Raw genomic sequence first — 25,203 nt, forward strand, 5'->3', positions numbered from 1 at the left:
ATGCTTAATCTGGAACTTCCCAAGCGTCTGAAGGCGGGCGCCAACCAGGCACACCAGGCGGCCGCACAGATTTTCCGCCCCATCTCCCGCAAGTACGACCTCAAGGAGCACGAGCGCCCGGTCGAGCTCGACACCATGGCAGCCCTCGTCGAGGGCGCCGCTGACGGCGGCGTGGCCATGGCCGGCGCCACCAGCAGCCGCGGCGACAAGAAGCAGGACACCGGCGTGAAGAACGGTGGCAACATGGCCGCCGCCCTGAACGTCATGGAGACCTGCTGGGGCGACGTCGGCCTGACCCTGTCCATCCCGTACCAGGGCCTGGGCAACGCAGCCGTCGCCGCCGTCGCTACCGACGAGCAGCTCGAGCGTTTCGGCAAGATCTGGGCCGCCATGGCCATCACCGAGCCGCAGTTCGGCTCCGACTCCGCGGCCGTCGCCGCGACCGCGAAGCTGGATGGCGACGAGTACGTCCTGAACGGCGAGAAGATCTTCGTCACCGCCGGTGAGCGCTGCACCCACGTGGTCGTCTGGGCCTCCGTGGACAAGTCCGCAGGCCGCGCAGCCATCAAATCCTTCGTCGTCCCGCGCGACACCCCGGGCTTCGAGCTGGTCCGCCTCGAGCACAAGCTGGGCATCCGCTCCTCCGATACCGCGCACTTCATCCTCGACAACGTGCGCATCCCGAAGGACAACCTCCTTGGCTCCCCCGAGGTGGACACCAAGAAGGGCTTCGGCGGTGTGATGGCCACCTTCGACAACACCCGCCCGCTGGTCGCAGCGATGGCCGTCGGTGTTGCACGCGCCTCCCTGGAGCGCCTGCGCGAGGTCCTCACCGACGCTGGCGTGAAGATCGACTACGACGCTCCGGCCTGGAACCAGTCCGCCGCCGCGTCCGAGTACATCCGCCTCGAGTCCGACTGGGAGGCTGCCTACCTGCTGACCATGCGCGCAGCATGGATGGCAGATAACAAGAACCCGAACTCCAAGGAGGCCTCCATCTGTAAGGCGAAGGCCGGCCGCATGGCGACCGACCTGACCCTGCGCGCCGTGGAGCTCGCCGGTGCCTACGGCTACTCCGAGCGCGACCTGCTGGAGAAGTGGTCCCGCGACTCCAAGATCCTCGACATCTTCGAGGGCACCCAGCAGATTCAGCAGCTCATCGTCGCCCGCCGCGAGCTGGGCCTGAGCTCCGCTGAGCTGAAGTAAGCGGAACTTCAGTTTTCCGCGACTCCTGAATAACCCCGTTCCCGGCGAGAATAACCGCTGGTAGCGGGGTTATTTCTGTGCCGGGGCTGGTGCCAACCCCCCGGCGGAAAATATGGGCTTTAGAAAAGTCCCGGAGCAAGGCAAAATGTGTACTGCCTGGGATCTCTCTGACAACGCTGGGAGCCCCCTGATATGTCTCATTCGCAACTGTTTGATTTACGAGTTAGGTCAGCACTGAATGTCTCAACCGGAGACCAAAGCCCCCATTAACGGGAGCGCAGCAGGACAAGAAAACGACTTCTGGTGGCACACCATTTTCGGCGGGTTGCTGCTCCTCGCGGTTCTCGCACTGACCTGGTGGTCCGTGGATCTCATGCCGGAGTCCGCGAACATCGGGATCCTGATCGTCACGATCATCTTCGGCATGTTCATGGCGTTCAACATCGGCGGTAACGACGTCGCGAACTCCTTCGGTACCTCGGTCGGTGCGAAGACACTGACCATCAAGCAGGCGCTGCTCATCGCCGCCATCTTCGAGGTCGGTGGTGCGCTGATCGCCGGCGGTGACGTCACGGATACCGTCCGTTCCGGCATCGTCGACCTGGACGGCGTGAACCTCGACCCGCAGCGCTTCGCTTACATCATGATGGCCGCCCTCCTCGGCGCGGCACTATGGCTGCTGATCGCGACCCGCAAGGGCTGGCCGGTCTCCACCACCCACTCGATCATCGGCGGCATCGTCGGCGCCGCGGTGGCCCAGGGCATTGCCACGGGCACCGGCGGCCTGGAGATGGTCCAGTGGGGCAAGATCGGCGAGATCGCGATGAGCTGGGTGCTTTCCCCAGTGCTGGGTGGCGTGGTCGCCCTTCTCCTGTACTCCTTCATCAAGCGCCACGTGCTGCGCTACAACGATGAGGTCGAGCACAAGATGCGCGAGATGCAGGAGCGCCGCAGCGAGCACAGGAAGCGCCACAAGGACCTCTTCTCCCGCCTCAATGAGGTGCAGCGCGCGGCTTATACCCAGACCATCGCCCGCGACGCCTCCGTCTACATCACCGGGCGCGCCGAGCCGCAGAACCTGGAATCCGACTACTACCGCGAGCTCGTCGTCATCGAGAAGGACGAGCGGGAGATCGAAGCGCACCGCGCCCTGGAGACCTGGGGCCCGTCGCTGGCTGCCCTTGGCGCAATGATTATCACGGGCATGCTCCTGCTGAAGAGCCTGAGCAACATCCTTCCGAACATGACCAACGCCATGGTCTTCGGGATCGTCGCCATCGTGGGTATCGCGGTGTTCCTCACCCTGCGTTCCTTCACCACCGGACTGCGCCGCTACACCGTGGACCGCGCAACCTTCGTGATGTTCAGCTGGATGCAGGTCTTCACCGCCTCCGCCTTCGCCTTCTCCCATGGTTCCAACGACATCGCGAATGCGGTGGGTCCCTTTGCTGCGATCTTCGACGTGCTGAAGACCGACTCCATCAACGCGACCGCTCCGGTGCCGATGGCGCTGATGCTTGCCGCCGGTGTGGCTCTGATCTCCGGTCTGTGGTTCATCGGCCGCAAGGTGATCGAGACGGTTGGCACGGGGCTGACCCACATTCACCCGGCCTCTGGTTTTGCTGCTGAGCTCGCCGCCGCGGGTGTGGTGATGGCGGCGTCCATCTCCGGCCTGCCGGTGTCCTCCACGCACATCCTGATCGGTGCGGTGCTGGGCGTGGGCATCGTCAACCGTGCCGCGAACTGGCGCCTGATGAAGCCGATCGCCCTGGCGTGGGTCATCACGATTCCGGCTGCCGCGCTGATCGGTGCGGTGGGCGTCCTGCTGATCGACTGGATCTTCTAAGAGCCGAGAAGTCTAAGCACACAACAGCGCCCCGGGTGGAGAAACACCCGGGGCGCTGTGCTGTGCTGGTGGCCGAGGTGCGGCTGGGGCGCGCCTAAAGGGCCCTGAGGAGGCTCCCTGTCCGCCGGCTTAAGCAGCGGCTGCGGACTTTGGCCGTGGCAGCTCGCGGCGGACGACCTTGCCCACCGCGTTGCGGGGCAGGGAGTCCACGTACACGAAGTGGCGCGGCACGGCGAAGCGGGCCAGCTGCTTAGAGACAGTCGCCTTGATCTCCTCCTGCAGCTTCTGCTTATCGGCTGCGCTCAGCTCCTCCTTCGTGACGATCCACGCACACAGCGCCTGGCCGAACTCGTCGTCCGGAACACCCTGGACGCAGACCTCGAGAATCTCCGGCAGGGTGCCGATGATGTGCTCGGTATCGGTGGGGTAGACGTTCTCACCGCCGGAGACGACCATGTCATCCGAGCGACCCGAGACGAACAGCAGGCCGTCCTCCCAGTACCCCAAGTCGCCGGTGGCGATCATGCCCTCATGGGTCTCCTTGTCCTTGCCCGGGCGGGTGTAGCCCTCGAACATCATGTTGTTGGCGACGAAGATGCGGCCAACCTCGCCGTCCGGGCACTCGCGGAAGTCTTCGTCCAGGACCTTGACCACCGTGGCCATCGGCGGCTTGCCCGCGGTATTCGGGTGGCGCTGCAGATCATCCGGGTTGGCGATCGTGGCCCAGCTGACCTCGGTGGAGCCATAGAGGTTGTAGAGCGCGGGCCCGAACTTCTCGAAAGTCTTCTCCACGATCTGCGGCGGGATCGGCTCACCGGAAGCTGCGATGACCTTCGTGCCCGGGTCCATGCCCTCCGGCACGGCCTCCAGCAGTCGGCGCAGCATCGTCGGCACGATGGCGATCGCATACGGGCGGTTGGCCTCGATGAGCTGCACCGCATCTTCTGGGCGGAACTTCCGCTGCATCACCATCGTCGAACGAAGCGCGAGCGCTAGCTGGATATTGGCAAAACCCCAGGTGTGGAACATCGGGGCTGCCAGGTAGAACGGGCGGCGCGCCTTGAGCGGGATCCTGCTCATGATGGAGGACGCTGGCAGGTAGCTTGGCGGCTCCGGGCGGCGAGTTCCGCGAGGGGTGCCGGTGGTTCCGGAGGTCAGGATGATGGTTCGGCCACGGCGCGGGCGGGACGGGATCGTCTGCTCGGCCGGGGTGGTGCGCAGCACGAGGCTCAGTGACGGCCAGTCCTCGCTGCGGGTCGCGTGGTCCTCCATGGCCAGTGCGTCGCGGATATTCGAGTCCATCGGCAGTGCTTCCTCGGCCTCGCGGGTCAGCCCGATGGTGTCGCCGAATTCGTGGGCGACGATGACGGGGCAGTCGTCGAAGTCCTTCGGCAGCAGCGGGATGAATTCCTCGTCGATGAACAGGACGTCCAGCTTGTTCTCACGAGCGACCGCGCGGGTCTGCTCGGCCGATGCTCCAGTGTTGAATAGGACGAGATCGGTGCCCAGGCGGCCGTGAGCGCACAGCGCCATGATGAAGCCGCGGTGGTTGCGGGTCAGCACGCCGATGCGATCGCGCTCGCGGATACCGATGCGGAATAGTGCCTTCGCGAGCTGGTTTACCTGGTTGTGGAGCTCCTGGTAGGTCATGGAGCCGCGGTCGTCGATGATCGCGGTGTGGAACGGGTCGCGGGCGGCACCAATGGCCAGCAGGGACGCGGGTTGGAACTCCCACTGGTACATGGAGCCCAGAGCCTTCGCGGCGGCGACGGGGGTCATCGATCCCAGCACACCGGCGCGCATCAGGGGAAGGGTGCCGAGCGCGAGCGTGCCCGCCGAACCGAGTGTGTGGCTGAGCTTGTCCTTGATGCCTGCTGGGCCTGCGGGTGAGAACGTGTCGGTCATTTCGATAACCCCTGTCGAATCTGATGTGTCTGCACGGGCGTTCGCCCGCGCCTTGTTCTGCAGCGATAGGTGAGTAGCTTTGTTCACCTAATAGCTATGTTGGTCACCCTATCTAAGTGACGTGGATCACGTTTCGATTTAGTGATATCGGTGCGGAGGGGGCGCGCTAGGCGATAAAAATGGCGGGTTTTGGCGGGTGTTCGCTAGGGGCGTACAGGCTGAAAACTCGTGATTTCAGCCCATAAAAAACACTTCTGAGCTGGCCTTTTCATATGGCACGGGCGGTAGAGTGCGTCGGAATACTCCGCGTGGGGTCCGGCGTTGCATGGAATGCGATTCAAGGAAGGCGCTTGCCCAGTTATGGTGGGGCATCAAAGCGCACGAGCGAAAAGGAAGATAAATGTTCGAAAGGTTTACCGACCGGGCACGACGCGTTGTCGTCTTGGCACAAGAGGAAGCGCGAGCGCTGAATCACAATTACATCGGTACCGAGCACATCCTCCTGGGGTTGATCCAAGAGGGTGAGGGCGTAGCTGCCAAGGCGCTCGAGTCCATGGGAATTTCCCTCGACGCGGTGCGCACCGAGGTGAAGGAGATCATCGGTTCCGGTGGCAACCCGCCGAGCGGTTATATCCCGTTTACCCCGCGCGCCAAGAAGGTGCTGGAGCTGGCTCTGCGCGAGGCGCTGCAGCTTGGCCACAAGTACATCGGCACTGAGCACATCCTGCTCGGCCTCATCCGCGAGGGCGAGGGCGTCGCTGCCCAGGTGCTGGTGAAGCTGGGCGCCGATCTGTCCCGCGTTCGCCAGCAGGTTATCCAGCTGCTTTCCGGCTACGAGGGTGGCGGCGAGCACGAGGAGGCCCCGGACCAGCCGGCCGTGGCCGGTGTCGCCCCGTCCGGCCAGGGCGGAGCCAAGGCAGGCCAGAAGTCCAACTCCCTGGTCCTGGACCAGTTCGGTCGCAACCTCACGCAGGCTGCCAAGGACGGCAAGCTGGACCCCGTCGTCGGCCGCGCCGGCGAGATCGAGCGCATCATGCAGGTGCTCTCCCGCCGCACCAAGAACAACCCGGTGCTCATCGGTGAGCCGGGTGTGGGTAAGACTGCCGTCGTCGAGGGCCTGGCCCTGGATATCGTCAACGGCAAGGTCCCGGAGACCCTGCGCGATAAGCAGGTTTACTCCCTGGATCTGGGTTCCCTGGTTGCTGGCTCCCGCTACCGTGGTGACTTCGAGGAGCGCCTGAAGAAGGTGCTCAAGGAGATCAACCAGCGTGGCGACATCATCCTGTTTATCGACGAGATCCACACCCTCGTCGGTGCCGGTGCCGCGGAGGGCGCGATCGACGCCGCCTCCATCCTGAAGCCGAAGCTGGCCCGCGGCGAGCTGCAGACCATCGGTGCCACCACGCTGGAGGAGTACCGCAAGCACATCGAGAAGGACGCCGCCCTGGAGCGCCGTTTCCAGCCGGTTCAGGTGCCGGAGCCGTCCGTCGCGGACACCATCGAGATCCTGAAGGGTCTGCGCGACCGCTACGAGGCTCACCACCGTGTGTCCATCACCGACGGTGCCCTGCGTTCCGCCGCCACCCTGGCCGACCGCTACATCAACGACCGCTTCCTGCCGGATAAGGCCGTCGACCTGCTCGACGAGGCAGGCGCGCGCATGCGCATCAAGCGCCTCACAGCACCGAAGTCCGTCCAGGAAGTCGACGACAAGATCGCTGAGGTCCGCCGCAAGAAGGAGGCCGCGATCGATGAGCAGGACTTCGAGAAGGCAGCGGCACTGCGCGACGACGAGCGCACCCTGACCGAGGAGCGCGCCGAGAAGGAAAAGGCCTGGCGCGCCGGCGAGCTCGATGAAGTCGCCGAGGTCGACGAGGAGCAGATCGCAGAGGTGCTGGCCAACTGGACCGGCATCCCGGTGTTCAAGCTCACGGAGGAGGAGTCCTCCCGACTGCTGGACATGGAAGGCGAGCTGCACAAGCGCATCATCGGCCAGGACGACGCCGTCAAGGCCGTCTCCCGCGCGATCCGCCGCACCCGTGCCGGCCTGAAGGACCCGAACCGCCCGTCCGGCTCCTTCATCTTCGCCGGTCCGTCCGGTGTGGGTAAGACGGAGCTGTCCAAGGCACTCGCCGAGTTCCTCTTCGGCGACGACGACGCCCTGATCCAGGTGGACATGGGTGAGTTCCACGACAAGTTCACCGCCTCCCGCCTCTTCGGTGCCCCTCCGGGATACGTCGGCTACGACGAGGGCGGCCAGCTGACCGAGAAGGTCCGCCGCAAGCCGTTCTCCGTCGTCCTCTTCGACGAGATCGAGAAGGCCGATAAGGACATCTACAACACCCTGCTGCAGGTGCTGGAGGAAGGTCGCCTGACCGATGGCCAGGGCCGCATCGTGGACTTCAAGAACACGGTGCTGATCTTCACCTCGAACCTGGGGACCAGGGATATCTCCAAGGCCGTGGGCATGGGCTTCTCCAACGCCGGCGAGCAGGACGAGGCCGCGCAGTACGAGCGGATGAAGTCCAAGGTGGATGACGAGCTGAAGAAGCACTTCCGCCCGGAGTTCCTGAACCGTATCGACGACATCGTGGTCTTCCACCAGCTCACCCGCGCGCAGATCGTCCAGATGGTGGACCTGCTCATGGGCCGTGTTCGCCGCGCCCTGGAGGACAAGGACATGGGCATCGAGGTCAGCGAGAAGGCCAAGAACCTGCTCGCCAAGCGCGGCTTCGATCCGGTCCTGGGTGCCCGCCCGCTGCGTCGCACGATCCAGCGCGAGATCGAGGACGAGCTCTCCGAGAAGATCCTCTTCGGCGAGTTCGGTGCAGGCGAGATCGTCACCGTGGACGTGGAGAACTGGGACGGCGAGTCCGCCGGCAAGGATGCGAAGTTCGTCTTCGGCTCCAAGCCGAAGCCGCTGCCGGAGTTCGACGCCGCTGACTTCGAGGTCGAGGGCGGCGAGGAGCACCACAGCCCGGCCGAGGAGGCCAAGGCCTCTGTCGCCTCCGCGGCAGCCGGGGACGTGCCTGAGGAGGACGCTGCCGGCGAGAGCACCGGCTCCGAGGGCAAGTCCGAGGACTAACCCCCTCCCTGGGCCGGTATAAGCGGAGACCGGCCACAGCTAAAGAGCCGCGGCACACCCAGTAACGGGTGGCCGCGGCTCTTGCTATGCCTGGGGTGCTATCCGTCCGTGCGGCGCGGAGTTAGCGCAGAGGCAGTGCCGAAGCAATGCCGGTGCAGTGCGGGGGGCGTGCGGGGTCGGGATGGGTGACCCCGCAGCATGCTTCTAGCGCGGGATCTGATCTGCGGTGGACAGCTCATAAGGCTGGCCATTGATGACCTTCTCCAGCCACAGCACAGCGGGGGAGAGGTTCGCCAACATCGGGATCACGTGATCCACCAGCGGGGCTACGCTCGGCACGTTCTGCTCCCGGTAGTACACCTTCGCACCCTTGCCCAGCCAGCTGCGGGCCAGATCGCGAGCCTGGGAGGCTGGGATCGTGTCGTCGTTCCTACCCTGCCCGATGTACACCGGGACGGACGGGGAGAGCGTGCCGATCAGCTGCTTCTGCACCGCGCTGGCGATCGGCTCCTCCTGCATCAGCTGCGTTAGGGAGGAGCCATCCTTCGTGAGCGTGCGGGTGTCCTTATAAGCATGGCGGATCAGCGACTCCGGCACGCACTCGTCCTTCGTCTGCTCCAGCAGCTTCCGGCCCTTGTCGTTGAGCTTCGAGTAGATCGGCTCGCGCAGCTCCGGATCGGAGTACAGCAGGCCGTTGATGGCGTAGCCGAGGGCAGCGGCGAGCGCGCCGTTATCGATGGCGCCCGCCACCACGCCCAGGTTCGCCGGGATGCCGCCCGCGTAGCCTGCGACGAGGTTCAGCTCCGGGGCGTAGGAATCCGCCAGCTCCAGGGCAGAAGCACTTGCCCCACCGCCCTGGGAGTAGCCCCAGGTCGCCACCGGGGTCTTGTCGCTGACCCCACGGATGCCCATGTTTTTCGCGGCGCGGCCGATATCCAGCGTCGCGTTCCCCTGGGCCACGCGGTTCATGTACGTGTGCTGCGCGCGGGTCCCCAGGCCCGGCAGGTCGGTCAGCGCGACATCCCAGCCGCGCATCAGTGCCTGCAGGGCGGGCAGCGCCTCGTACTCCACCCCCCACGGCGCGAGCTTGCCCGGCGCACAGGCGTTGGAGGAGCCCTGGGTGCCCGGGGCGATCAGCATCAGCGGGCGCGGCCCCTTGCCCCGCCACGGCTTCGAGGACTCGTAGATGGTGCCGGCGACCGGAATGGTCTTGCCATTCGAATCGGTGGACACGTAGGCCACGCGGGTTGCCTTGCTGTTCGTCAGGTCCACGAACGGCAGCCCCAGTGCGAGCGTGCTCGGGCCGGTCTTCAGCACCTGGCCGGGCTTGCCCTCCACGTACTCCGGCAGGGAGCTGTAGAAGTTATCCGGATCGTAGTTCGGCATGGAGCTGCCGAGCGCGGCCCCGGAACCCATCTCCGACGAGCCCCGCCACGCGCCCTCGACGGAGCCATAAAGCGGGGACGCCGCCGCGCCGGCCACAGAAAGTGGCAGCGCGACGGCGGTGATGGCAGCGGCGGCGGTGAGGCTCGCCGCGCGGCTGGTGCGTCGGAAGTTGTCCGAGCGAAGGCTGAACATGCGTGCTCCTTGGAAGGATCGTGACCGGCAGTTAACAGCTAGATCCTATCGGCAGGAACACTATTGTGTCGGGAAAATTACTATTCCGCTTCGGCAACAGCCAGCGCGTCAGCCTCGTGGCCCGAATCCTTCCGGCTCAGGTCCACCACCAGCGCAATAGCGCCAACGACGATCGTGGGCAGCACCCAGCCCAGGCCCTCCGGGTACAGCGGAATCACACTCAGGGCACCGGTGATACCGTCCATCGCCTCGCCCAGCAGGTCGCTCAGCAGGTCGATGATGGAGAACACCAGGGCGACTGCCACGGCAGCGCGGTAGGTCAGCGGAATCGGGCGGCCACGCACCGCCAGCTGCGTGAAGGTCACCGCGATCAGCGCGATTGCCGGCGGGTAGATCAGGCCGATGATCGGGCCGGAGAAGCTCAGGATTTTCTCCAGGCCGAGGTTGGCCACCGTGAAGCCAATCAGGGTGAAGACCACGGACCACCAGCGGTAGCTGATCGCGGGAACCAGCTCGTGGAAGAAGGACGCCGACGCCGCGATCAGGCCAACCGCCGTCGTCAAGCAGGCGAGCAGAACCACGCCGGAGAAGACCATGTCACCGGCCGTTCCCAGGGAGAGCTTCGACGCCTGCGACAGCACCGCTGCACCGTCCGAGTACTGCCCCTTATCCGGCATCTTCGTGCCCATCACGCCCAGGGCGAGGTACACGATCAGCAGGAAGAAACCAGCCAGCACCGCGGCGATCGAGGAGTACTTGACGACCGTCTTGCGCTCCTTGACGCCGTGGGCGTTGAAGGAGCTCACCACGATGATCGCGAAGGCCATCGCCGCGATGGAGTCCATCGTGAAGTAGCCTTCCAGGATGCCCGCGGTCAGCGGGCTGCTGGCGTACTCGCCGGTCGCGGCAGCGGGTTCGCCGTTGAGCTTCATGAAACCCAGCACCGCGAGGATGGCGATCAAGGCCAGCAGCAGCGGCGTCAGGAAGTTACCCAGGGTGTCAGCGACCTTGCCGGGGAACAGGACGATCGCGAAAGCCACCGTGAAGAAGATCGCGGTGGTCACCAGGCGCCACGCCTGGCCGGACAGACCGAAGGTGGACTCGATGCCCAGCTCGTAGCCGATCGCGGCGGCGCGCGGCATGGCGTAGAAGGAGCCGATGGATAGGTAGGCGGCGATGGAAAACACCAGGCCGAACGCCGCGCCCGCGCGCGACGCCAGCTGGCGCACCCCGGCGCCGGAGATAGCCACCGCGATGATCGTGATGGTCGGCAGCAGCACGCCGGTGAGGATGAAGCCGATGATGGCGGGGGTGAAGTTCTCGCCGGACTCGATCCCCAGCATGGGCGGGAAGATCAGGTTGCCGGCGCCGAAGAACATCGAAAACAGCATCAGCCCGACGGCGAAGATCGAGGCGGCGGGTTTCGCCGTGCCACGGCCAGCCGCGGACTGAGTGGAGGTTCCGGAACTCATGAAATGAGGGCCTTTCTACAACGACGATCCGCGCGGTGGCGGCCTAGGACCAGGTTCAACCACACCCCCGGGTGGGGTGGCGTGAGCAAGCGCGGCCGGTTGTGGCGGTGGTGCCGCTCGAGGCTGAACCAGTGGCGGATCAGAATAAACGTATTTAAGTAGAGGTTAGGGTGCCCCAGTAAGAATCAACTAGTCGGGAAGGGTAATCCCGGCGTGGGTGCGCTCGATCAGCCGGTCAGCCACGAGGGAATCCACCGCTCGCGAAAGCTGAACCCGATCGGGCCACAGTTGATCGATCTCGTCGACTGCGACGTGGGTGGTCGCAGATTCTCTCAGGGTTTTGAGGACGAGGCCCCGAACCTGGCGGTCCGTGCCTTCGAACTTCTGGACGCGCCGGGCGGCGGCGGATTTTTCCTCTTCCGTCGGCTCGGGCTTGCCTGCCGCCACCCACGCGCAGCGCGCGGCGATGGGGCAGAGCTCGCACTGTGGGGTGCGGGCCTGACAGATCAGACTGCCGAGCTCCATCAGGGAGGCGGTCATGAGTAGTGCCGCGTCCCGGTGACGCCGGTCGTGCCCCGCGTTGCGGTAGCCGCGCCGGTCCAGGGTGGGGTCGTGGTCCACCCAAGGCATCATGTCGGCGACGTCCGCCAGGTCGCGGCTGCGAGCCGGTCCCTGCAGGAAGTTGCCGTGGGCTGCCCGGTGGCACACGCGACGGACGTTGGTGTCCACCACGGGAACCGCCTGCTCGAAGGCGTAGGCGGCCACCGCACGGGCGGTGTAGCTGCCGACCCCGGGCAGGCTTTCCAGTTCGGCGACGCTGCTGGGCAGTTCCCCGTCGAAGCGCTCCACGCAGGCCTGGGCGCATTCCTGCAGCCGCAGGGCGCGGCGCGGATAGCCCAGGTTTCCCCATTCGCGGATGACGTCCGCGGTGGCAGCGGTTGCGAGCGCGGCCGGGGTGGGCCAGCGCTGCAGCCAGGCCTGCCACCGCGGGGCGACGCGGGCGACGGGGGTCTGCTGCGACATCACTTCACTCACCAGGATTGCCCACGGGCTGGTGCCGACGTGGCGCCAGGGCAGGTCGCGCGCGTTGCGTGCGAACCAGTGGTTCAGTGCGCTGATGAGGGCAAGGTCGAAGGTGGTTTCCTGCTGACCCTCTGCGGTTGGGAGTGTCATGCGGCCACCTCCCCGGGGTGTCGGGGTGAACCTTGCCCTGCGATGTGTCCCGCGCGGTGTGGGCGGGGTGCCTGGTGAAAGCGCATCGGAGAGTGGATTACAGCGGTTGTTCGAAGGCGGTGGGGGTTCCCACCTGCCGGATTGTCCTACAAAATTGTCCTGGGAAAGCTTTAAGAGCAAGATTGAAGCCATGACTGACTCCCGCAGCCCTGAAAGCCCTTCGAATACTGTACCTGGCCAGCAGGCCAACACAGAGTCGCCGGAGGCTACCGCCCAGCAGCAGACCATGACCCCGGAGCAGGCCTGGGTCGCGATGCGAGATGGCAACCGCCGCTTCATGAGCGAGGATGTTGCCCACCCGAATCAGGACGTCAACCGCCGCCATGTCCTCACTGCAGGCCAGCGCCCGCACGCTGTGGTCCTGGCGTGCTCGGACTCCCGCGTGCCGGTTGAGATCGTCTTCGACCAGGGTCTGGGGGATGTCTTCGTGATCCGCACCGCCGGGGAGATCACGGACCTGTCCGTGCTGGCCTCCCTGGAGTTCGCCGTGGACGGGCTGGGCGTGCCGCTGGTGCTGGTGCTGGGCCACGAGGCCTGCGGTGCGGTGGCCGCGGCGCAGACCGCGCTGAATACCGGCCAGCTGCCGAACGGTTTCCAGCGCGTGCTGGTGGAGAAGGTCACCCCATCCCTCTTGGCTGCCCGCCGCGAGGGCCGGGAGGGTTCCCAGGACTTCGAGAAGCAGCACGTCGTGGAGATCACCCGCCACATCATGGACCGGTCCCCGGAGATCCAGCAGCAGGTGGAGCAGGGTCGCTGCGCGGTCGTGGGTCTGCGCTACCGCCTGGAGGACGGCTTGGCCGAGCCGCTGATCTCCTTCGGTTTGGATGAAGACCAGCTCTAGGCTGCTCGGGGCTGCTGCGCCCGCCACTGCCTCGAGTCGGTTCTCGCCGCCTCCCTACCTGGCGGGTGGGGGTGTGTTTAAGCGCCATTATTCGAGGTAAGCAGACTAAAATCTGGGGCTGTGAACGCAGGACCAGGGAACACAGGAGACAGCTTCCGGCGCCGCGACCCCGAACGGGGCCAGCGCCCACCTCGTGATGCCCAGCCACCGCTGCCGCCCGAGGTCTACCGTCGTAGGCGCATCGCCGCGATCGCCGCGGTTGTCGTAGTGATCCTCCTGCTCTGGTGGCTCCTCAGTTCCCTCGGCGGCTCCCAGGAGGACGCCAGCACGCCCGCGGCGGATACCACGCAGAGCAGTAGTGCGGCGCGGACGTCCGGAAAAGAAAAGAAGCCGGACGCGAAGGACAAGAAGGCCGAATCCGAAAAGCAGGCCGCGAAGAAGTCCGAGGACAAGAAGAAGGACGCCGAGCCGAAGGACCCGGCCGCGGAGAAGACCAGCTGTGAGCTCGCGGATCTGCGCGTGACCGCGGTGCCGGGTAAGTCCACCTTCGACCCGGGCGAGGAGCCGACCTTCTACGCGAAGATCGCGAACCCCACGAAGGCGGATTGCGTGATCGACGTGGACGAGGCCAAGCTGCTCTTCGAGGTCTTCGCGATGGATGACTACCACCGCGTGTGGGGCGACCTGGACTGCAACGAGCCCTCCATCACCGGGGAAGTGACGATCGAGGCGGGGGAGAGCCAGAACTACAAGATGGGCTCCTGGTCCCGGACCACCTCCGCACCGGATCAGTGCGATGCCCGCCAGCCGGTGGGTCCGGGCAGCTACCTGCTCTACGCGCACCTGGGGGATAACGTCTCCCAGCCTGCGACGTTCAACATGAGCTAGCGGCTAGCCCCGTGCCTGGGTCGCCCGTGGCATTAGCCCCGGCGCCTCACACAACGAGCCCCGCGGCGGGAGCCCCCGCGGCTAGCTTTCGCGCAGCCGCCGCACCACGCCGAGCGCCTGGCCGATGTTCTTGACCTGGTGCACCTCCAAACCCTTCGGCACGCTCGGGCTGGTGCCCGCCGGGATGATCGCGTGCTTCATCCCCAGCCGCGCGGCCTCGGAGAGCCGCTGGTTGATCTCCGGGATGCGCCGCACCTCGCCGCCCAGGCCTACCTCGCCCATCGCGCACAGGCCGAGGGGGAGTGGCTCGTCCTGGGCCGTGGAGGCCAGCGCCAGACCCAGCGCGAGGTCTGCGGCCGGCTCGCTGATCCGCATCCCGCCCACGGTCGCGGCGTAGACCTCCCGGCGCCCCAGCTGCATCCCGCAGCGTTGGGCGAGCACCGCGAGCATCATGGACACCCGGCCCGATTCGATGCCGGTGACGAAGCGCTTCGGATTGCCCTGCTCGGTCTCCACCGCGAGCGTTTGGATCTCCCCGACGAGTGCCCGGCGGCCATCCATCTTCACGGTGACCGCAGTGCCGGTCACGGACTCGGTGCGGTGATTCAAGAACAGCCCCGAGGGGTCCGTCACCTCCTTGATTCCCTCCGCTGTCTGCTCGAAGCAGCCGACCTCCTCAGTGGGGCCGAAGCGGTTCTTGATGCCGCGGAGGAAACGCAGGGAGGAGTGTTGATCGCCCTCGAAGTGCAGGACGACGTCCACGAGGTGCTCGATGGTGCGCGGCCCGGCGACGTTGCCGTCCTTCGTCACGTGCCCCACCGCCAGCACCGGGGTGCCGGACTGCTTCGCCAGGGTGGTCAGGGTGGACGTCACGGCGCGGGTTTGGGTCACCCCGCCCGGCACGCCCTCCACGCCGCTGGCGTTCATGGTTTGCAGGGAGTCCACAATGATCAGCTCGGGCTTGACCGTATCCACGTGGTGCAGCGCCTGCTCCAGGTCGTGCTCGGCGGCGATGTAGAGCTTTTCGGAGAGCGCGTTGGTGCGCTCCGCGCGGTGGCGTACCTGGCCGACGGACTCCTCGGCGGTGATGATCAGCACCGAGCGGTTGGCCTTGGCCCAGTTGGCGGACACCTCCAGCAGCAGCGTGGACTTGCCCACGCCCGGTTCGCCCGCGAGCAGCACCGCAGAACCGGGGACGATGCCACCGCCCAACACCCGGTCCAGCTCCGCCGAGCCGGTGGGGATGTGGTTGGCGATCTGCGGGTCGATCTCCGTGACAGGCAGGGCATCGCTGGTAGCTCCGGCGAGATGCCGGGAGCCGGAGCGGGACCCGGCGGTACTCGCGGAGGCGGGGCGGCGTTCCTCGAGCGTGCCCCATTCACCGCAGCTGGGGCAGCGCCCCATCCACTTGGACAGGACGTAGCCGCACTCGGTGCATTCGTAGCTGGTTTTCGAGCTCCGCTTTGTTGCCATGCCGGTCATTCTAGGCAGCGGTGCAGACACCCCCTCCGCCGAGCGCGCCGATAATCGAACATCCCAGGTCAGTGCCCGCAGAAAAGCAAAAACCGCCGCCCCAACAACGGGAGCGGCGGCAGACCTAAAACCGAGTAGCGACTACTTGTCGGTCGGCTGGCCATCCTTGTCGCGGTCGAAGGCGCCAGCCTCCGGGGTGTAAGCGACGACCGGTGCGTTCAGGGAGAACTCAGCATCGTCGAACTTGATCTCCACCGGCTTCTGACCGCCGACGTAGAGGTCCTTCACGCCGGAGACGTCACCAGCGGCGTAGCTGAGGCACTTCTGATCCTTAGCGCCCTTCTCCAGGTCCTTCAGAGCATCCTCGCGGTCCACGACGAGGTTGCAGCCCGGCTTGATGGTCTCGTTCAGGCTCACAGCCTGGCCGTCCACGGAAGCGGAGACCAGCTTGAGGTCCTTGCCGTCGTTCTCCGCGTTGGAAGCGGTGAACTTCAGGGACGGCTTGCCGTCGGCGCCCAGAACCACGGAGACGTCCGCGACGTCCACGTTGCCTTCCTTGGCGTGCAGGCCGTTCACGGCCGGTGCCTGCTCTGCGGTCTGGGTGATCTGACCAGCGGAGCAAGCGGTCATGCCCAGGGCGGCACCTGCAGCAACGATGGCGAGGGCACCGCGGACAACGGTCGACTTCTGAGACTTCACGTTCTGATCCTCCATTGTGAGGCTAGGCCTAGGCCGGTTAAGGCCTTTCAACAGTTGTGGTCATCGTACCCGGCGCAAATTGGCCGGAAACTTATAGCTGCTTCACAGAATAGCCTCTTGGGTGGGCAGATTCCTAGTTCAGGCCACCGCTTTCCCCTAATCCCACCCCGTTGTTACCCCTATTATTTGGGGACGTCGCCCTCCGGCGTCGGTGCGCGCTGGTCGAAGCGTTGAAGCTTTCCTGCGGGACCGGGCCTTTCTGCAGGCAGCGGGCCGATCGGGTATGCTCGAACACGGTTTTTAAAGCGCAACGAGGGCGTAAATAGGAAGGTCACGGATGGATTTCAAGGTCGGCGACACGGTCGTATACCCACACCACGGCGCAGCTCAGATCGAGGGGATCGAGCAGCGCGAGTTCAAGGGTGAGACGGTGGACTACCTGGTGCTGCGCCTCTACCAGGGTGACCTTTCCGTCCGCGTCCCGGCCGCGAACGCCGAGAAGGTGGGTGTGCGCGACGTCGTCGGCGAGGAGGGTCTGCTCAAGGTCTTCTCCGTGCTGCGCGAGACGGACGTCGAGGAGGCAGGCAACTGGTCCCGCCGGTACAAGGCCAACCAGGAGCGACTGACTTCCGGTGACCAGAACAAGGTCGCCGAGGTGGTTCGTGATCTGTGGCGCCGTGACCAGGATCGTGGCCTCTCGGCAGGCGAGAAGCGCATGCTGGCTAAGGCCCGCCAGATCCTGGTGGGCGAGCTCGCGCTGGCCGATGGCGTCGACGATAAGAAGGCCGACGCGATGCTGGCCGAGATGCACGAGACCATCGAGCGCCACCGTGAGCAGGCCGCTGCCGCCCGTGCGGCGGATACCGAGGGGGACGCCGCCATCGATCTCGACGACGAGCTCAACAAGTAACAGCCACGGTTGCCAGCCGTCCCTCGAGGGTGGCTCAACGAGTAGAGAGCGCCGGGTGAGACGTGTTTTCCAAGACCGATACTGCAGCGCTGCCCGTGGTGGCCGTCATCGCGGCGGCGGGGAGCGGCACCAGGCTGGGCGCCGATCAGCCTAAGGCCTTCGTGGAACTGGCGGGGCGCACCCTCGTGGAGCGGGCGCTGGACGGGCTCGCCAGTTCCGGGGTGGTGGGGCGAACCTTTGTCATGATCAGCCCGGACATGCAGGGACGCATGGCGGAGATTCTCGACGATCCCGCGAACCAGGCCGCGTGGGCAGGGATGCGAGTGAGTACCGGAACCGGGGGATCCGAGCGCTCCGATAGTGTCTTCGCCGGCCTGCAGCTCGTGGAGGGCGAGCTCGGCTCGCCGGTGGACTGCGTGGAATGCGCGCAGGTGGACGAGGCGATCGTGCTGGTGCACGACGCCGCCCGCTGCCTCACCCCACCTGCAATGATCGCCCACATCGTCGAGCAGGTCCGCACCCACGGGGAGGCGGGTACCGCGGCGGGTGTGGTTCCCGCCCTGCCGGTGACGGACACGATCAAGACCATTGCGGACGGGATGGTCACCGGCACCCCGGCCCGCGATGGCCTGGTGGCGGTGCAGACCCCGCAGGGCTTCCTCTTCTCCGCGCTGATGGATGCCAACCGGAAGTACCAGGCAGGCCTGGAGCTCGGCCGTGGGCACGCCCGCCTGGCCACTGACGATGCCTCCATCATGGAGCTCGCGGACTATCCCGTAGCCATCACCACCGGCGATGACCGCGCGATGAAGATCACCACCCCGCGGGACTTCGCCATCGCTGAAATGATGGTCGACCAAGGAAGGAACGAGCACCCATGACCCAGCCGATTATCCCCCGCGTCGGCATCGCCTCCGACGCCCACCAGGTCGAACCCGGCAAGCCCTGCTGGATGGCCGGGCTGTTCTTCGATGGCGCCGATGGCTGCGAAGGGCACTCCGACGGCGACGTGGTCAGCCACGTCATCGTCGACGCACTGCTCAGCGCCTCCGGGTTGGGGGACCTGGGCAGCTTCGTCGGCGTGGGACGCAAGGAATACGACGGTGTCTCGGGGGAGCGCCTGATCACGGAGTGCCGTCAACTACTGGCCGAGAACGGCTTCACGATCGGCAACGTTGCCGCCCAGATGATCGGCAATAGGCCGAAGATGGGGCCGCGCCGGGAGGAAGCCGAGCGCCGTCTCACCGAGCTCGTCGGGGCGCCGGTGTCCGTTTCCGCGACGACCACCGACAAGATGGGCTTCACCGGCCGCGGGGAGGGCGTGGCTGCTCTCGCTACCGCGGTTGTGTGGAAGGCTGGCGCTTAAATTGCGTGCCCACGAAAATGGACACGATGAAGGTGTAAATCGCGAAACCTAGAAGCTCCACGGTGCTCGCTGAGCGGGGTCCATCCTTGAGGATCAGAATAAGGATGACTACTGCGGGGATCCCGAGCAGTGTGGTTCCGAGCAACGTCGTTCGCCCTAGCGCTGCGTCTCCGTGCCGGTAGTGGTGGGAAGACGAGGCCGCGCCGACGGCAGCCCCCACTGCGAGGATGAGAAATATCAACCAGCTGTGCATCGGTGGGCTCTACTTCTTCCGAATGTGGTTCACGCGGCCAAGGGCAATATTCAATATATTGCCCGATGGTGGGTGCGGAAGGTTTTTGGCTAAATCCGTTTTATGGTCGGCCTAAGAATTAGCGCACGTCGATGGTGCTGGAGATCCGGCCCAGGCCCTCGATTTCAACTTCGACGGTGTCCCCGTGCCCCAGGTACTGGGGCGGCGTCATCCCGTGGCCCACGCCTGCCGGTGTGCCGAGAGCGATGACGTCGCCAGCCTCCAGCGTGGCGAAGTTCTCCACGTACTCGACCAGCTCCTGCGGCTTGAACACCAGGTCGGCGAGGCTGTGCTCCTGGCGCAGCTCCCCGTTCACCCAGGTCCGCAGCATCGCGCCTTCCGCCACCGGGTCGAAGGGCTGACCCTTCTCATCCGTGGCCATCGTCAGCCACGGGCCGAGCGCGCTGGACTCGTCCAGATTCTTACCCTGCAGCCACTGTTGGGTGCGGTACTGCCAATCCCGCTGCGAGAAGTCATTCATCACCGCATAGCCCGCGATCTGGCCACCGTGCCCCATCACGATCGCCAGCTCGCCCTCATAATCCAGCTTCTGCGCCATTGCACGTGGCACCCGCACATTCCCATAAGGGGTGGTCAGCGCCGTGGCGAACTTCGCGAACAGCGTGGGGTGATCCGGCACCGGATGCCCCATCTCCACGATGTGCTCCCGGAAATTCAACCCGGTGCACAGCACCTTCCTCGGGTTCGGGATCACCGGAGCCAACTGACGGGCCGAGAACTCAATGCTCTCCCCGGCGCTCGCGGAGGCCGAGAGGGTGACGTCCTGAAGAAAACCCCCGAGATCCCCGTCGGCCAGGACAGTGCCGGTGCCGTGGGTGCCGTCGAAGCTCTCCACACGGATGGTGCGCAGGCGGCCGGCGGTTTCGATGGTTGCTAGGCGGTGGGCCATGATCCTCCTCGGGCAGGTCTTTTGGTGACTGCCTACCGAGGATAGCCTTCCGGTCGGCAGCCACCGGCCACCGAAGTACAATTGCGGTGACGAGGGGCGCGGGGCGTATCCGCCCTGGCCCGCCAGAGCAAAAACCTGCGAGACCCTAGAAGGCGGCCAACCATGGTTGATTCTTTGCCCACCGACGCGTCGGAGCCGATGCCGCTCCAGCTGCGCATCTACGACACCGCGAGCCGCAAGGTCCGCGAGTTCACCCCGCTGCGCGAAGGCAAGGTTTCCATCTACCTGTGTGGCGCCACCGTGCAGTCCATCCCACACATCGGGCACGTGCGTTCCGGTGTGGCCTTCGACGTCCTGCGCCGCTGGCTGCTCGCCCAGGGCTACGACGTCGCGTTCGTCCGCAACGTCACCGACATCGACGACAAGATCCTGACCAAGGCCGCGGAGAACAACCGCCCCTGGTGGGAGTGGGCAGCCACCCACGAGCGCGCTTTTACCTGGGCATATGACCAGCTGGGCGTGCTGCCTCCGTCCGTGGAGCCGCGGGCGACCGGGCACGTCCCGCAGATGATCGAGTACATGCAGCGCATCATCGATAACGGCCACGGTTATGCCGCCGACGGCAACGTGTATGCCCAGCCCGCCTCGATCGAGAACTACGGCTTCCTTTCTGGTCAGAAGCTCGACGAGCTGGACCAGGGCGAGTCCGCGGGCACGGGTAAGAAGGACCCCCGCGACTTCACGATGTGGAAGGCCGCCAAGCCGGGCGAGCCCGCCTGGGATACGCCGTGGGGCCGGGGGCGCCCGGGCTGGCACATCGAGTGCTCCGCGATGGCGACGAACTACCTGGGAGGGGAGTTCGACATTCACGCCGGCGGGCTGGACCTGCAGTTCCCGCACCACGAGAACGAGGCCGCCCAGGCCACCGCAGCCGGGGATGGCTTTGCCCAGTACTGGATGCACAACGGCTGGGTGACCATGAGCGGGGAGAAGATGTCCAAGTCGCTCGGCAACGTGCTGAGCGTGCCGAACATCCTGGAGAAGGTCCGCCCGGTGGAGCTGCGCTACTACCTGGGCAGCGGCCACTACCGCTCCATGCTGGAGTACTCCGAGTCCGCACTCGCCGAGGCCGCCGCCGGTTACCGCAGGATTGAGAAGTTCCTGCTGCGTGCGGCCGCCTACCTCGCCGCCATTGAGGACGACGCCCCCGCCTCGGCCGGGGATCAGGCTGCCCGCGGCCCGGAACAGCTGGTGGCCGTGGGCCAGTGGCCGGAGGCCTTCGCCGAGAAGATGAATGACGACCTCGCGGTGCCGCAGGCGCTGGCCGTCATCCACGACGCCGTCCGCGAGGGTAATAAGGCCCTCGAGGTCAAGGACACTGAGACGGTGATGCGGGTCGCGGGGCAGGTTCGTGCGATGATGAGCGTCCTCGGCGTGGACCCGTTCGACGAGCACTGGCTGGAGCAGACGATGGCCGGGCAGGGCTCTTCGGCAGCGATGACCGCCCTAGATTCCCTGGTGCAGGACGACCTGCAGCGCCGGGCGGAGGCTCGCGCGGAGAAGAACTGGGCGGTGGCGGACGAGGTCCGCGACCGGCTCACGGCAGCCGGTATCGAGGTCACTGATACCGCCGATGGGGCTCAGTGGAGCCTGAAGGAGTAGTGCCGCTCCGCTGAGGCACGCCCGTGGCGCCGGCGCCCCGGCCGGGGTGGGCGGTTTAACGGACGTGCTGCTCAGCTAGGGCCTGGAACACCGCCTGGTTCATGGCGAAGGCCGCGCTGGCGCAGTCAATGATATTTTCTTTGGCCTCGGCGCCGAGCTCGAGCTGGTTGAGCGTGATGCGGTAGCGGTCGCGGTAGGGCTTGATCCGGCCGATGGCGTCGAAATCATAGAAGGACGTGCTGCGCTCATCCAGGCCGTAGTACTTCTCAAACATGCGGGCGATGACCTGACCGCCCGACATATCACCCAGGTAGCGGACGTAGTGGTGGGCCAGCGCTGCCGCGCCGTCCTGTTCCGTGCCGATTTCGCGCAGGGCCTCGACGTAGTTCTGGGTCGCCGGCAGCGGTGCAATGTGCTCGCGCCACTGTCCGCCGTAGAGCTGCTCCAGGTCGGACTCCAGCGCAGAAAGCCGCTCCAGGCGCGGATCGTAGATCGGGGCCAGTTCCGCTGTGTCCTGGTTCGCCCGTACCGCGGATTCGAGGGCTTCGTAGATGAAGTAGAGCTGGCCAGTCAGAGCAGCCACCGCGTTGATATCCAGCTTTCCGTCCAGCAGCTGGGTCATGAACACTGAGTTTTCAGCGTCGTGGTGCGCCTGGGCGGTCTCGCTCTTGAGCAGGGCGGAGAGCTGACCCTCGGCATAGAAGGTGTTCTGGGTGGCGGTGGTCATGGGTTTTCCTTCCGTAAGGGTTAAAGATTCTTGAGCGAACTGGGGTTTGTTCTGCGCCGGGGGAGCGCGACCGGGTTGCCCGCCGAGTCCTGGAGTATTTCCACATCGGCGTCGTAGATGGCGCTGATGAGCCCGGAGCTGAGGACCTCGGTGGGGGCGCCTTGGGCGAACACACAGCCACTGCTGAGGACCACGATGTGGTCGGCGTAGGCCGCCGCGGCGGCGAGGTCATGGAGAACCACCACGACCGTCTTTCCCTCGTCGGCGAGGCTGCGCATCGCTTTGAGGACGTCCTCGGCATGCGCCAGGTCCAAAGCCGCGGTGGGTTCATCCAGCAGGACCACGGGGGTGTCCTGGTAGAACACCCGGGCGCAGTGCACGCGGGCGCGCTCGCCGCCGGAGAGAGTGGGGAGAACCCGGGGGAGGAGGTGCTCGATCTCGCAGGTGGCGATCACCTCCTGGCGAAGCTGTGGGTCCGGCGTGGACCACGGGTGCCGGCCGAAGTCGAGAACCTCCTCCGCCGTGAAGGGCACACCGATCGGGTGGTGCTGGGTGAGTACCGCCCGCCGTCGCGCGAGCTGCTTGCTGTTCAGCTGGCTGACGTCCTCGCCCGCGAGGAGGATCTGCCCGGAGTTGATGTCGAAGTCGCCAGCGATCGCGGCGAGCAAGGTTGATTTTCCGGCACCGTTCGGCCCCACCAGCGCGGTGACCTGGCCGGCGGCAGCGGTGAAGCTGACGTCGTCCAGTAATTCGTGATCGTCCACGCTGAAATGCAGGTTTTCTACTGTGATGCTCATTAGTGCTTCACCGACCTATCGGAACGAATCAGCAGCCAGAAGAAGATCGGGCCGCCCACGATGGAAGTCAGCATTCCCAGCGGCAGATCGGTGCCGGTGATCAGCGCCCGGGCGGCGAGGTCTGCCAATGTGGCGGCGAGCGCACCACCGAGGAAACACGCGGGAACGAGTGCGCGGTGGCCGGGGCCGATGAGTAGCCGCAGGGCATGCGGAACCACGAGCCCGATGAACACGATGATCCCGGAGAACGCCACACCTGCAGCCACGACAAGCGCTGCGATAGCGATGACCACGCGGCGGAGCGCGACCACGTTGATTCCGAGGTGTCCGGCCTGGGATTCCCCTAAGCTCAGGATGTCGAGCTTGGGTGCTAGCACCCAGAGCAGGGCGGTGGCTGGGGTGGTGAGCGCCAGGATGATCCCCACCTGGGACCAGTCGGCGCTCGCGAAGCTGCCCATTTGCCAGAAGACGATGCGATCCCGCGCCGTGGTGCTGGCGATGTAGGTCAGGAAAGAGACGATCCCACCACACACGGCGTTGACGGCCACGCCGACGAGGATGATGCGCGCAATGTCGCGGCTTCCGCGTGCGCTTGCTGCGACGATGGCGGTCGCTGCGATTCCGCCGGCGAAGGCGCCGATGGCGATGGTCCAATTCGAGGTCAGGATCGCTGCCAGCCCCGCGCTGCTCAACCCAAGGGCTCCGGCAGCGCTCGCTGTGCTGAGCACGGTGGCCAGCGACGCCCCGACTGCGGCACCAGAGGAGACACCGATCAATCCGGGTTCGGCCAGCGGGTTAGCGAACACCGCTTGCAGCGCCAGGCCGGAGACCGCCAGCCCCGCGCCGACGATGGCGGCTAGGGAGACCCGGGGCAGGCGGACCTCCCACAGCACCACATCAAGGGATGTTGATTGCCCAAGGCCGGTGACGATGTGCGCCAGGGAGCGGAGGGACTGCCCAGCGCTGGCCCCGAATTGTCCGACCACGACGGACCACAGGATGGCCGCGACCAGACCAACCGCGAGAGTGGTAATCACCGCTGAGGTTTTGGCGGCACGCAGGCGGTTCCACCGCCTCCGGATGGCCCGCCGCGGGTCGCGTTGGAAGACGAGCCCGGTGGCTTGGCCGCCCTTGGCTGCAGTCGAACGAGGCGCCTTGGATTGCTTTTTGAGCAGGCTAGTCGCCATAGAGCGCCTCCGCCATCGCATCGATGACACCCGGGGTATTTGGCCCGAAGGAGAGCAGTTCGGAATCCGGAACGTCCAGCACGGAGCGGTTCTTCCCCGCTGGGGTCTGGGATACGCCCGGAACCTCCAGCAGGCCATTGACTCCGCCGACGGATTCCAGGCCACTGCTCATGACGATGAGCGTGTCTGGGGCAGTCTCGATGAGCGCTTCGGGGGTCAGTGGGGTGAAGCTGCCATTGATGCCCAGCTTCTCGCCGGCGTCAGTACCGCCGAGCCTTTCGATGAGGCTTCGGCCACCGGATTCCGGCCCGGCGATCATCGCCACACCGGTTCCTCGCACGTAGAGGATCATCATTTTGCGGCCATCTGCGCGGGACTGCGCGGATGCGGTGGCCCGGTTGAGCTTTTCGTTGATCTGGTCTGTGACCTGGTCCGCGGCTTGCTCGAGGCCGATCCCGACGGCGACCTCCTCGACGAGGGTGCCGATGGTCTCCGGGGTGCGTTCTGCGGTGATATCGATGACCTTCACCCCAGTTGCCCGCAGCTTCTTCATGACCCGGCTCGGACCGATCGAACCATCGGTGAGGATGATATCGGGGCGCAGGCCCAGCACCGTTTCGGCGTTGATCGAGTGGCCGCCGGGGGTGACCAGGGGGAGGTCTTTGACTCCCGGGAAATCGGAAGCGGTGTCTCGCCCGATGAGGTTTTCCCCCATGCCCAGCGCCCATACCGCACGGGATAGCGCACCTGCGCGATCTAGCGTGAGGATGCGGGCGTCCCGCGCCGGGGACTGCTCCACCGTCTCCCGGTCGACGAGGACGTCGGGGTCGCGGCTGGGGAGGTGTGCAGAGACGTGGCCCGTGGGGGTAGGGGTGTGTGAACTCTCGCCGTCGCGAGTAGTTGCTGTCTTTTCTGCCGAGGTTGCCTGCGACTGCTCGGCCTCGGGGGAGGGCCCCGAACTTGGTGCCCCGCAGCTGCTCAGGGCAAGCGCCGCCACGAGGGAAAGCGGCAGAAGTGCGCGCTGTGGGGGTGTCCGCATGGTGAGCGTCCTTAGGAATTCTTGACTATAACAACATAGGTTAGGTTAACCTCGGTGAGGCTAGCATAACCTAGCTTTACCTTAGGA

General features: G+C 65.8%; 20 protein-coding genes. 9 read left to right on the top strand and 11 right to left on the bottom strand.

Annotated features, from left to right (window positions below):
• Entirely contained in the window at positions 1-1,206 is a 1,206-nt protein-coding gene (locus tag QP140_RS04930) for an acyl-CoA dehydrogenase family protein (protein WP_012360923.1), read from the top strand.
• A 238-nt stretch (positions 1,207-1,444) separates the two neighbouring features.
• Entirely contained in the window at positions 1,445-3,052 is a 1,608-nt protein-coding gene (locus tag QP140_RS04935; protein ID WP_284758522.1) for an inorganic phosphate transporter, read from the top strand.
• A gap of 129 nt (positions 3,053-3,181) precedes the next feature.
• Here QP140_RS04935 and QP140_RS04940 read toward each other — a convergent pair whose 3' ends face one another.
• Positions 3,182-4,957, bottom strand: a complete 1,776-nt coding sequence (locus tag QP140_RS04940) for an AMP-binding protein (protein ID WP_015381920.1) — start codon at positions 4,955-4,957, stop codon at positions 3,182-3,184.
• Between the two features lie 400 nt (positions 4,958-5,357).
• On the opposite strand from QP140_RS04940, the gene QP140_RS04945 reads away from it, so the two are divergent.
• Positions 5,358-8,042 carry an ATP-dependent Clp protease ATP-binding subunit gene (locus QP140_RS04945; protein WP_284758523.1) on the top strand — a complete coding sequence of 895 codons (2,685 nt, stop codon included), beginning with the start codon at positions 5,358-5,360 and terminating at the stop codon, positions 8,040-8,042.
• 204 nt (positions 8,043-8,246) lie between these two features.
• Here the strand turns inward: QP140_RS04945 and QP140_RS04950 are convergent, their stop codons facing one another.
• The 3 genes from QP140_RS04950 to QP140_RS04960 form a co-directional block, all read right to left on the bottom strand.
• Positions 8,247-9,620, bottom strand: a complete 1,374-nt coding sequence (locus QP140_RS04950; RefSeq protein WP_284758524.1) for a lipase family protein — start codon at positions 9,618-9,620, stop codon at positions 8,247-8,249.
• 80 nt (positions 9,621-9,700) lie between these two features.
• On the bottom strand, positions 9,701-11,092 hold the full coding sequence (gene brnQ, locus QP140_RS04955; protein ID WP_148812913.1) for a branched-chain amino acid transport system II carrier protein: 1,392 nt from the start codon (positions 11,090-11,092) through the stop codon (positions 9,701-9,703).
• 189 nt (positions 11,093-11,281) lie between these two features.
• Positions 11,282-12,265, bottom strand: coding sequence for an A/G-specific adenine glycosylase (locus QP140_RS04960; RefSeq protein ID WP_284758525.1), 984 nt, complete (start codon positions 12,263-12,265; stop codon positions 11,282-11,284).
• A 286-nt stretch (positions 12,266-12,551) separates the two neighbouring features.
• On the opposite strand from QP140_RS04960, the gene QP140_RS04965 reads away from it, so the two are divergent.
• Positions 12,552-13,166 (top strand): carbonic anhydrase, encoded by a 615-nt coding sequence (locus tag QP140_RS04965; protein WP_070759760.1) that lies wholly within the window; start codon positions 12,552-12,554, stop codon positions 13,164-13,166.
• A 120-nt stretch (positions 13,167-13,286) separates the two neighbouring features.
• Positions 13,287-14,054, top strand: a complete 768-nt coding sequence (locus QP140_RS04970) for a hypothetical protein (protein WP_284758526.1) — start codon at positions 13,287-13,289, stop codon at positions 14,052-14,054.
• Between the two features lie 81 nt (positions 14,055-14,135).
• On the opposite strand, the gene radA is transcribed toward QP140_RS04970, so the two are convergent.
• Positions 14,136-15,536, bottom strand: a complete 1,401-nt coding sequence (radA, locus tag QP140_RS04975) for a DNA repair protein RadA (protein ID WP_442875003.1) — start codon at positions 15,534-15,536, stop codon at positions 14,136-14,138.
• A gap of 132 nt (positions 15,537-15,668) precedes the next feature.
• Positions 15,669-16,241, bottom strand: a complete 573-nt coding sequence (locus tag QP140_RS04980) for a hypothetical protein (RefSeq protein ID WP_284758528.1) — start codon at positions 16,239-16,241, stop codon at positions 15,669-15,671.
• A gap of 322 nt (positions 16,242-16,563) precedes the next feature.
• Between QP140_RS04980 and QP140_RS04985 the strand changes: the two genes are divergently transcribed.
• From QP140_RS04985 to ispF, 3 genes are all read left to right on the top strand, one after another.
• Positions 16,564-17,136, top strand: coding sequence for a CarD family transcriptional regulator (locus QP140_RS04985; protein WP_012360912.1), 573 nt, complete (start codon positions 16,564-16,566; stop codon positions 17,134-17,136).
• Between the two features lie 62 nt (positions 17,137-17,198).
• Entirely contained in the window at positions 17,199-18,017 is an 819-nt protein-coding gene (locus QP140_RS04990; protein ID WP_284758529.1) for an IspD/TarI family cytidylyltransferase, read from the top strand.
• On the top strand, positions 18,014-18,502 hold the full coding sequence (gene ispF, locus QP140_RS04995) for a 2-C-methyl-D-erythritol 2,4-cyclodiphosphate synthase (RefSeq protein WP_284758530.1): 489 nt from the start codon (positions 18,014-18,016) through the stop codon (positions 18,500-18,502). Before QP140_RS04990 ends, ispF begins: the two co-directional genes overlap by 4 nt.
• A 371-nt stretch (positions 18,503-18,873) precedes the next feature.
• Here ispF and QP140_RS05000 read toward each other — a convergent pair whose 3' ends face one another.
• Entirely contained in the window at positions 18,874-19,704 is an 831-nt protein-coding gene (locus QP140_RS05000; protein WP_284758531.1) for a fumarylacetoacetate hydrolase family protein, read from the bottom strand.
• A 162-nt stretch (positions 19,705-19,866) separates the two neighbouring features.
• Here QP140_RS05000 and cysS point away from each other — a divergent pair, with 162 nt between their 5' ends.
• A complete protein-coding gene (gene cysS, locus QP140_RS05005) occupies positions 19,867-21,366 on the top strand; it encodes a cysteine--tRNA ligase (RefSeq protein WP_442875005.1) in 1,500 nt (499 codons plus the stop codon).
• Between the two features lie 55 nt (positions 21,367-21,421).
• Here the strand turns inward: cysS and QP140_RS05010 are convergent, their stop codons facing one another.
• Genes QP140_RS05010 through QP140_RS05025 form a run of 4 tightly spaced genes read right to left on the bottom strand, consistent with a single transcriptional unit; the run spans position 21,422 to position 25,116 of the window.
• Positions 21,422-22,093: a biliverdin-producing heme oxygenase gene (locus QP140_RS05010; RefSeq protein WP_284758532.1), complete on the bottom strand. Its 672-nt coding sequence runs from the start codon at positions 22,091-22,093 to the stop codon at positions 21,422-21,424.
• A gap of 20 nt (positions 22,094-22,113) precedes the next feature.
• On the bottom strand, positions 22,114-22,890 hold the full coding sequence (locus QP140_RS05015; RefSeq protein WP_284758533.1) for a heme ABC transporter ATP-binding protein: 777 nt from the start codon (positions 22,888-22,890) through the stop codon (positions 22,114-22,116).
• Positions 22,890-24,077: a FecCD family ABC transporter permease gene (locus tag QP140_RS05020; RefSeq protein WP_284758534.1), complete on the bottom strand. Its 1,188-nt coding sequence runs from the start codon at positions 24,075-24,077 to the stop codon at positions 22,890-22,892. The genes QP140_RS05015 and QP140_RS05020 overlap by 1 nt, the downstream gene beginning before the upstream one ends.
• Entirely contained in the window at positions 24,067-25,116 is a 1,050-nt protein-coding gene (locus tag QP140_RS05025) for a heme/hemin ABC transporter substrate-binding protein (protein ID WP_284758535.1), read from the bottom strand. The genes QP140_RS05020 and QP140_RS05025 overlap by 11 nt, the downstream gene beginning before the upstream one ends.
• Positions 25,117-25,203: the final 87 nt, after the last annotated feature.

It is taken from the genome of Corynebacterium sp. UMB9976 (genome assembly GCF_030212265.1).
In the GTDB taxonomy this organism is placed as follows: Bacteria; Actinomycetota; Actinomycetes; order Mycobacteriales; family Mycobacteriaceae; genus Corynebacterium.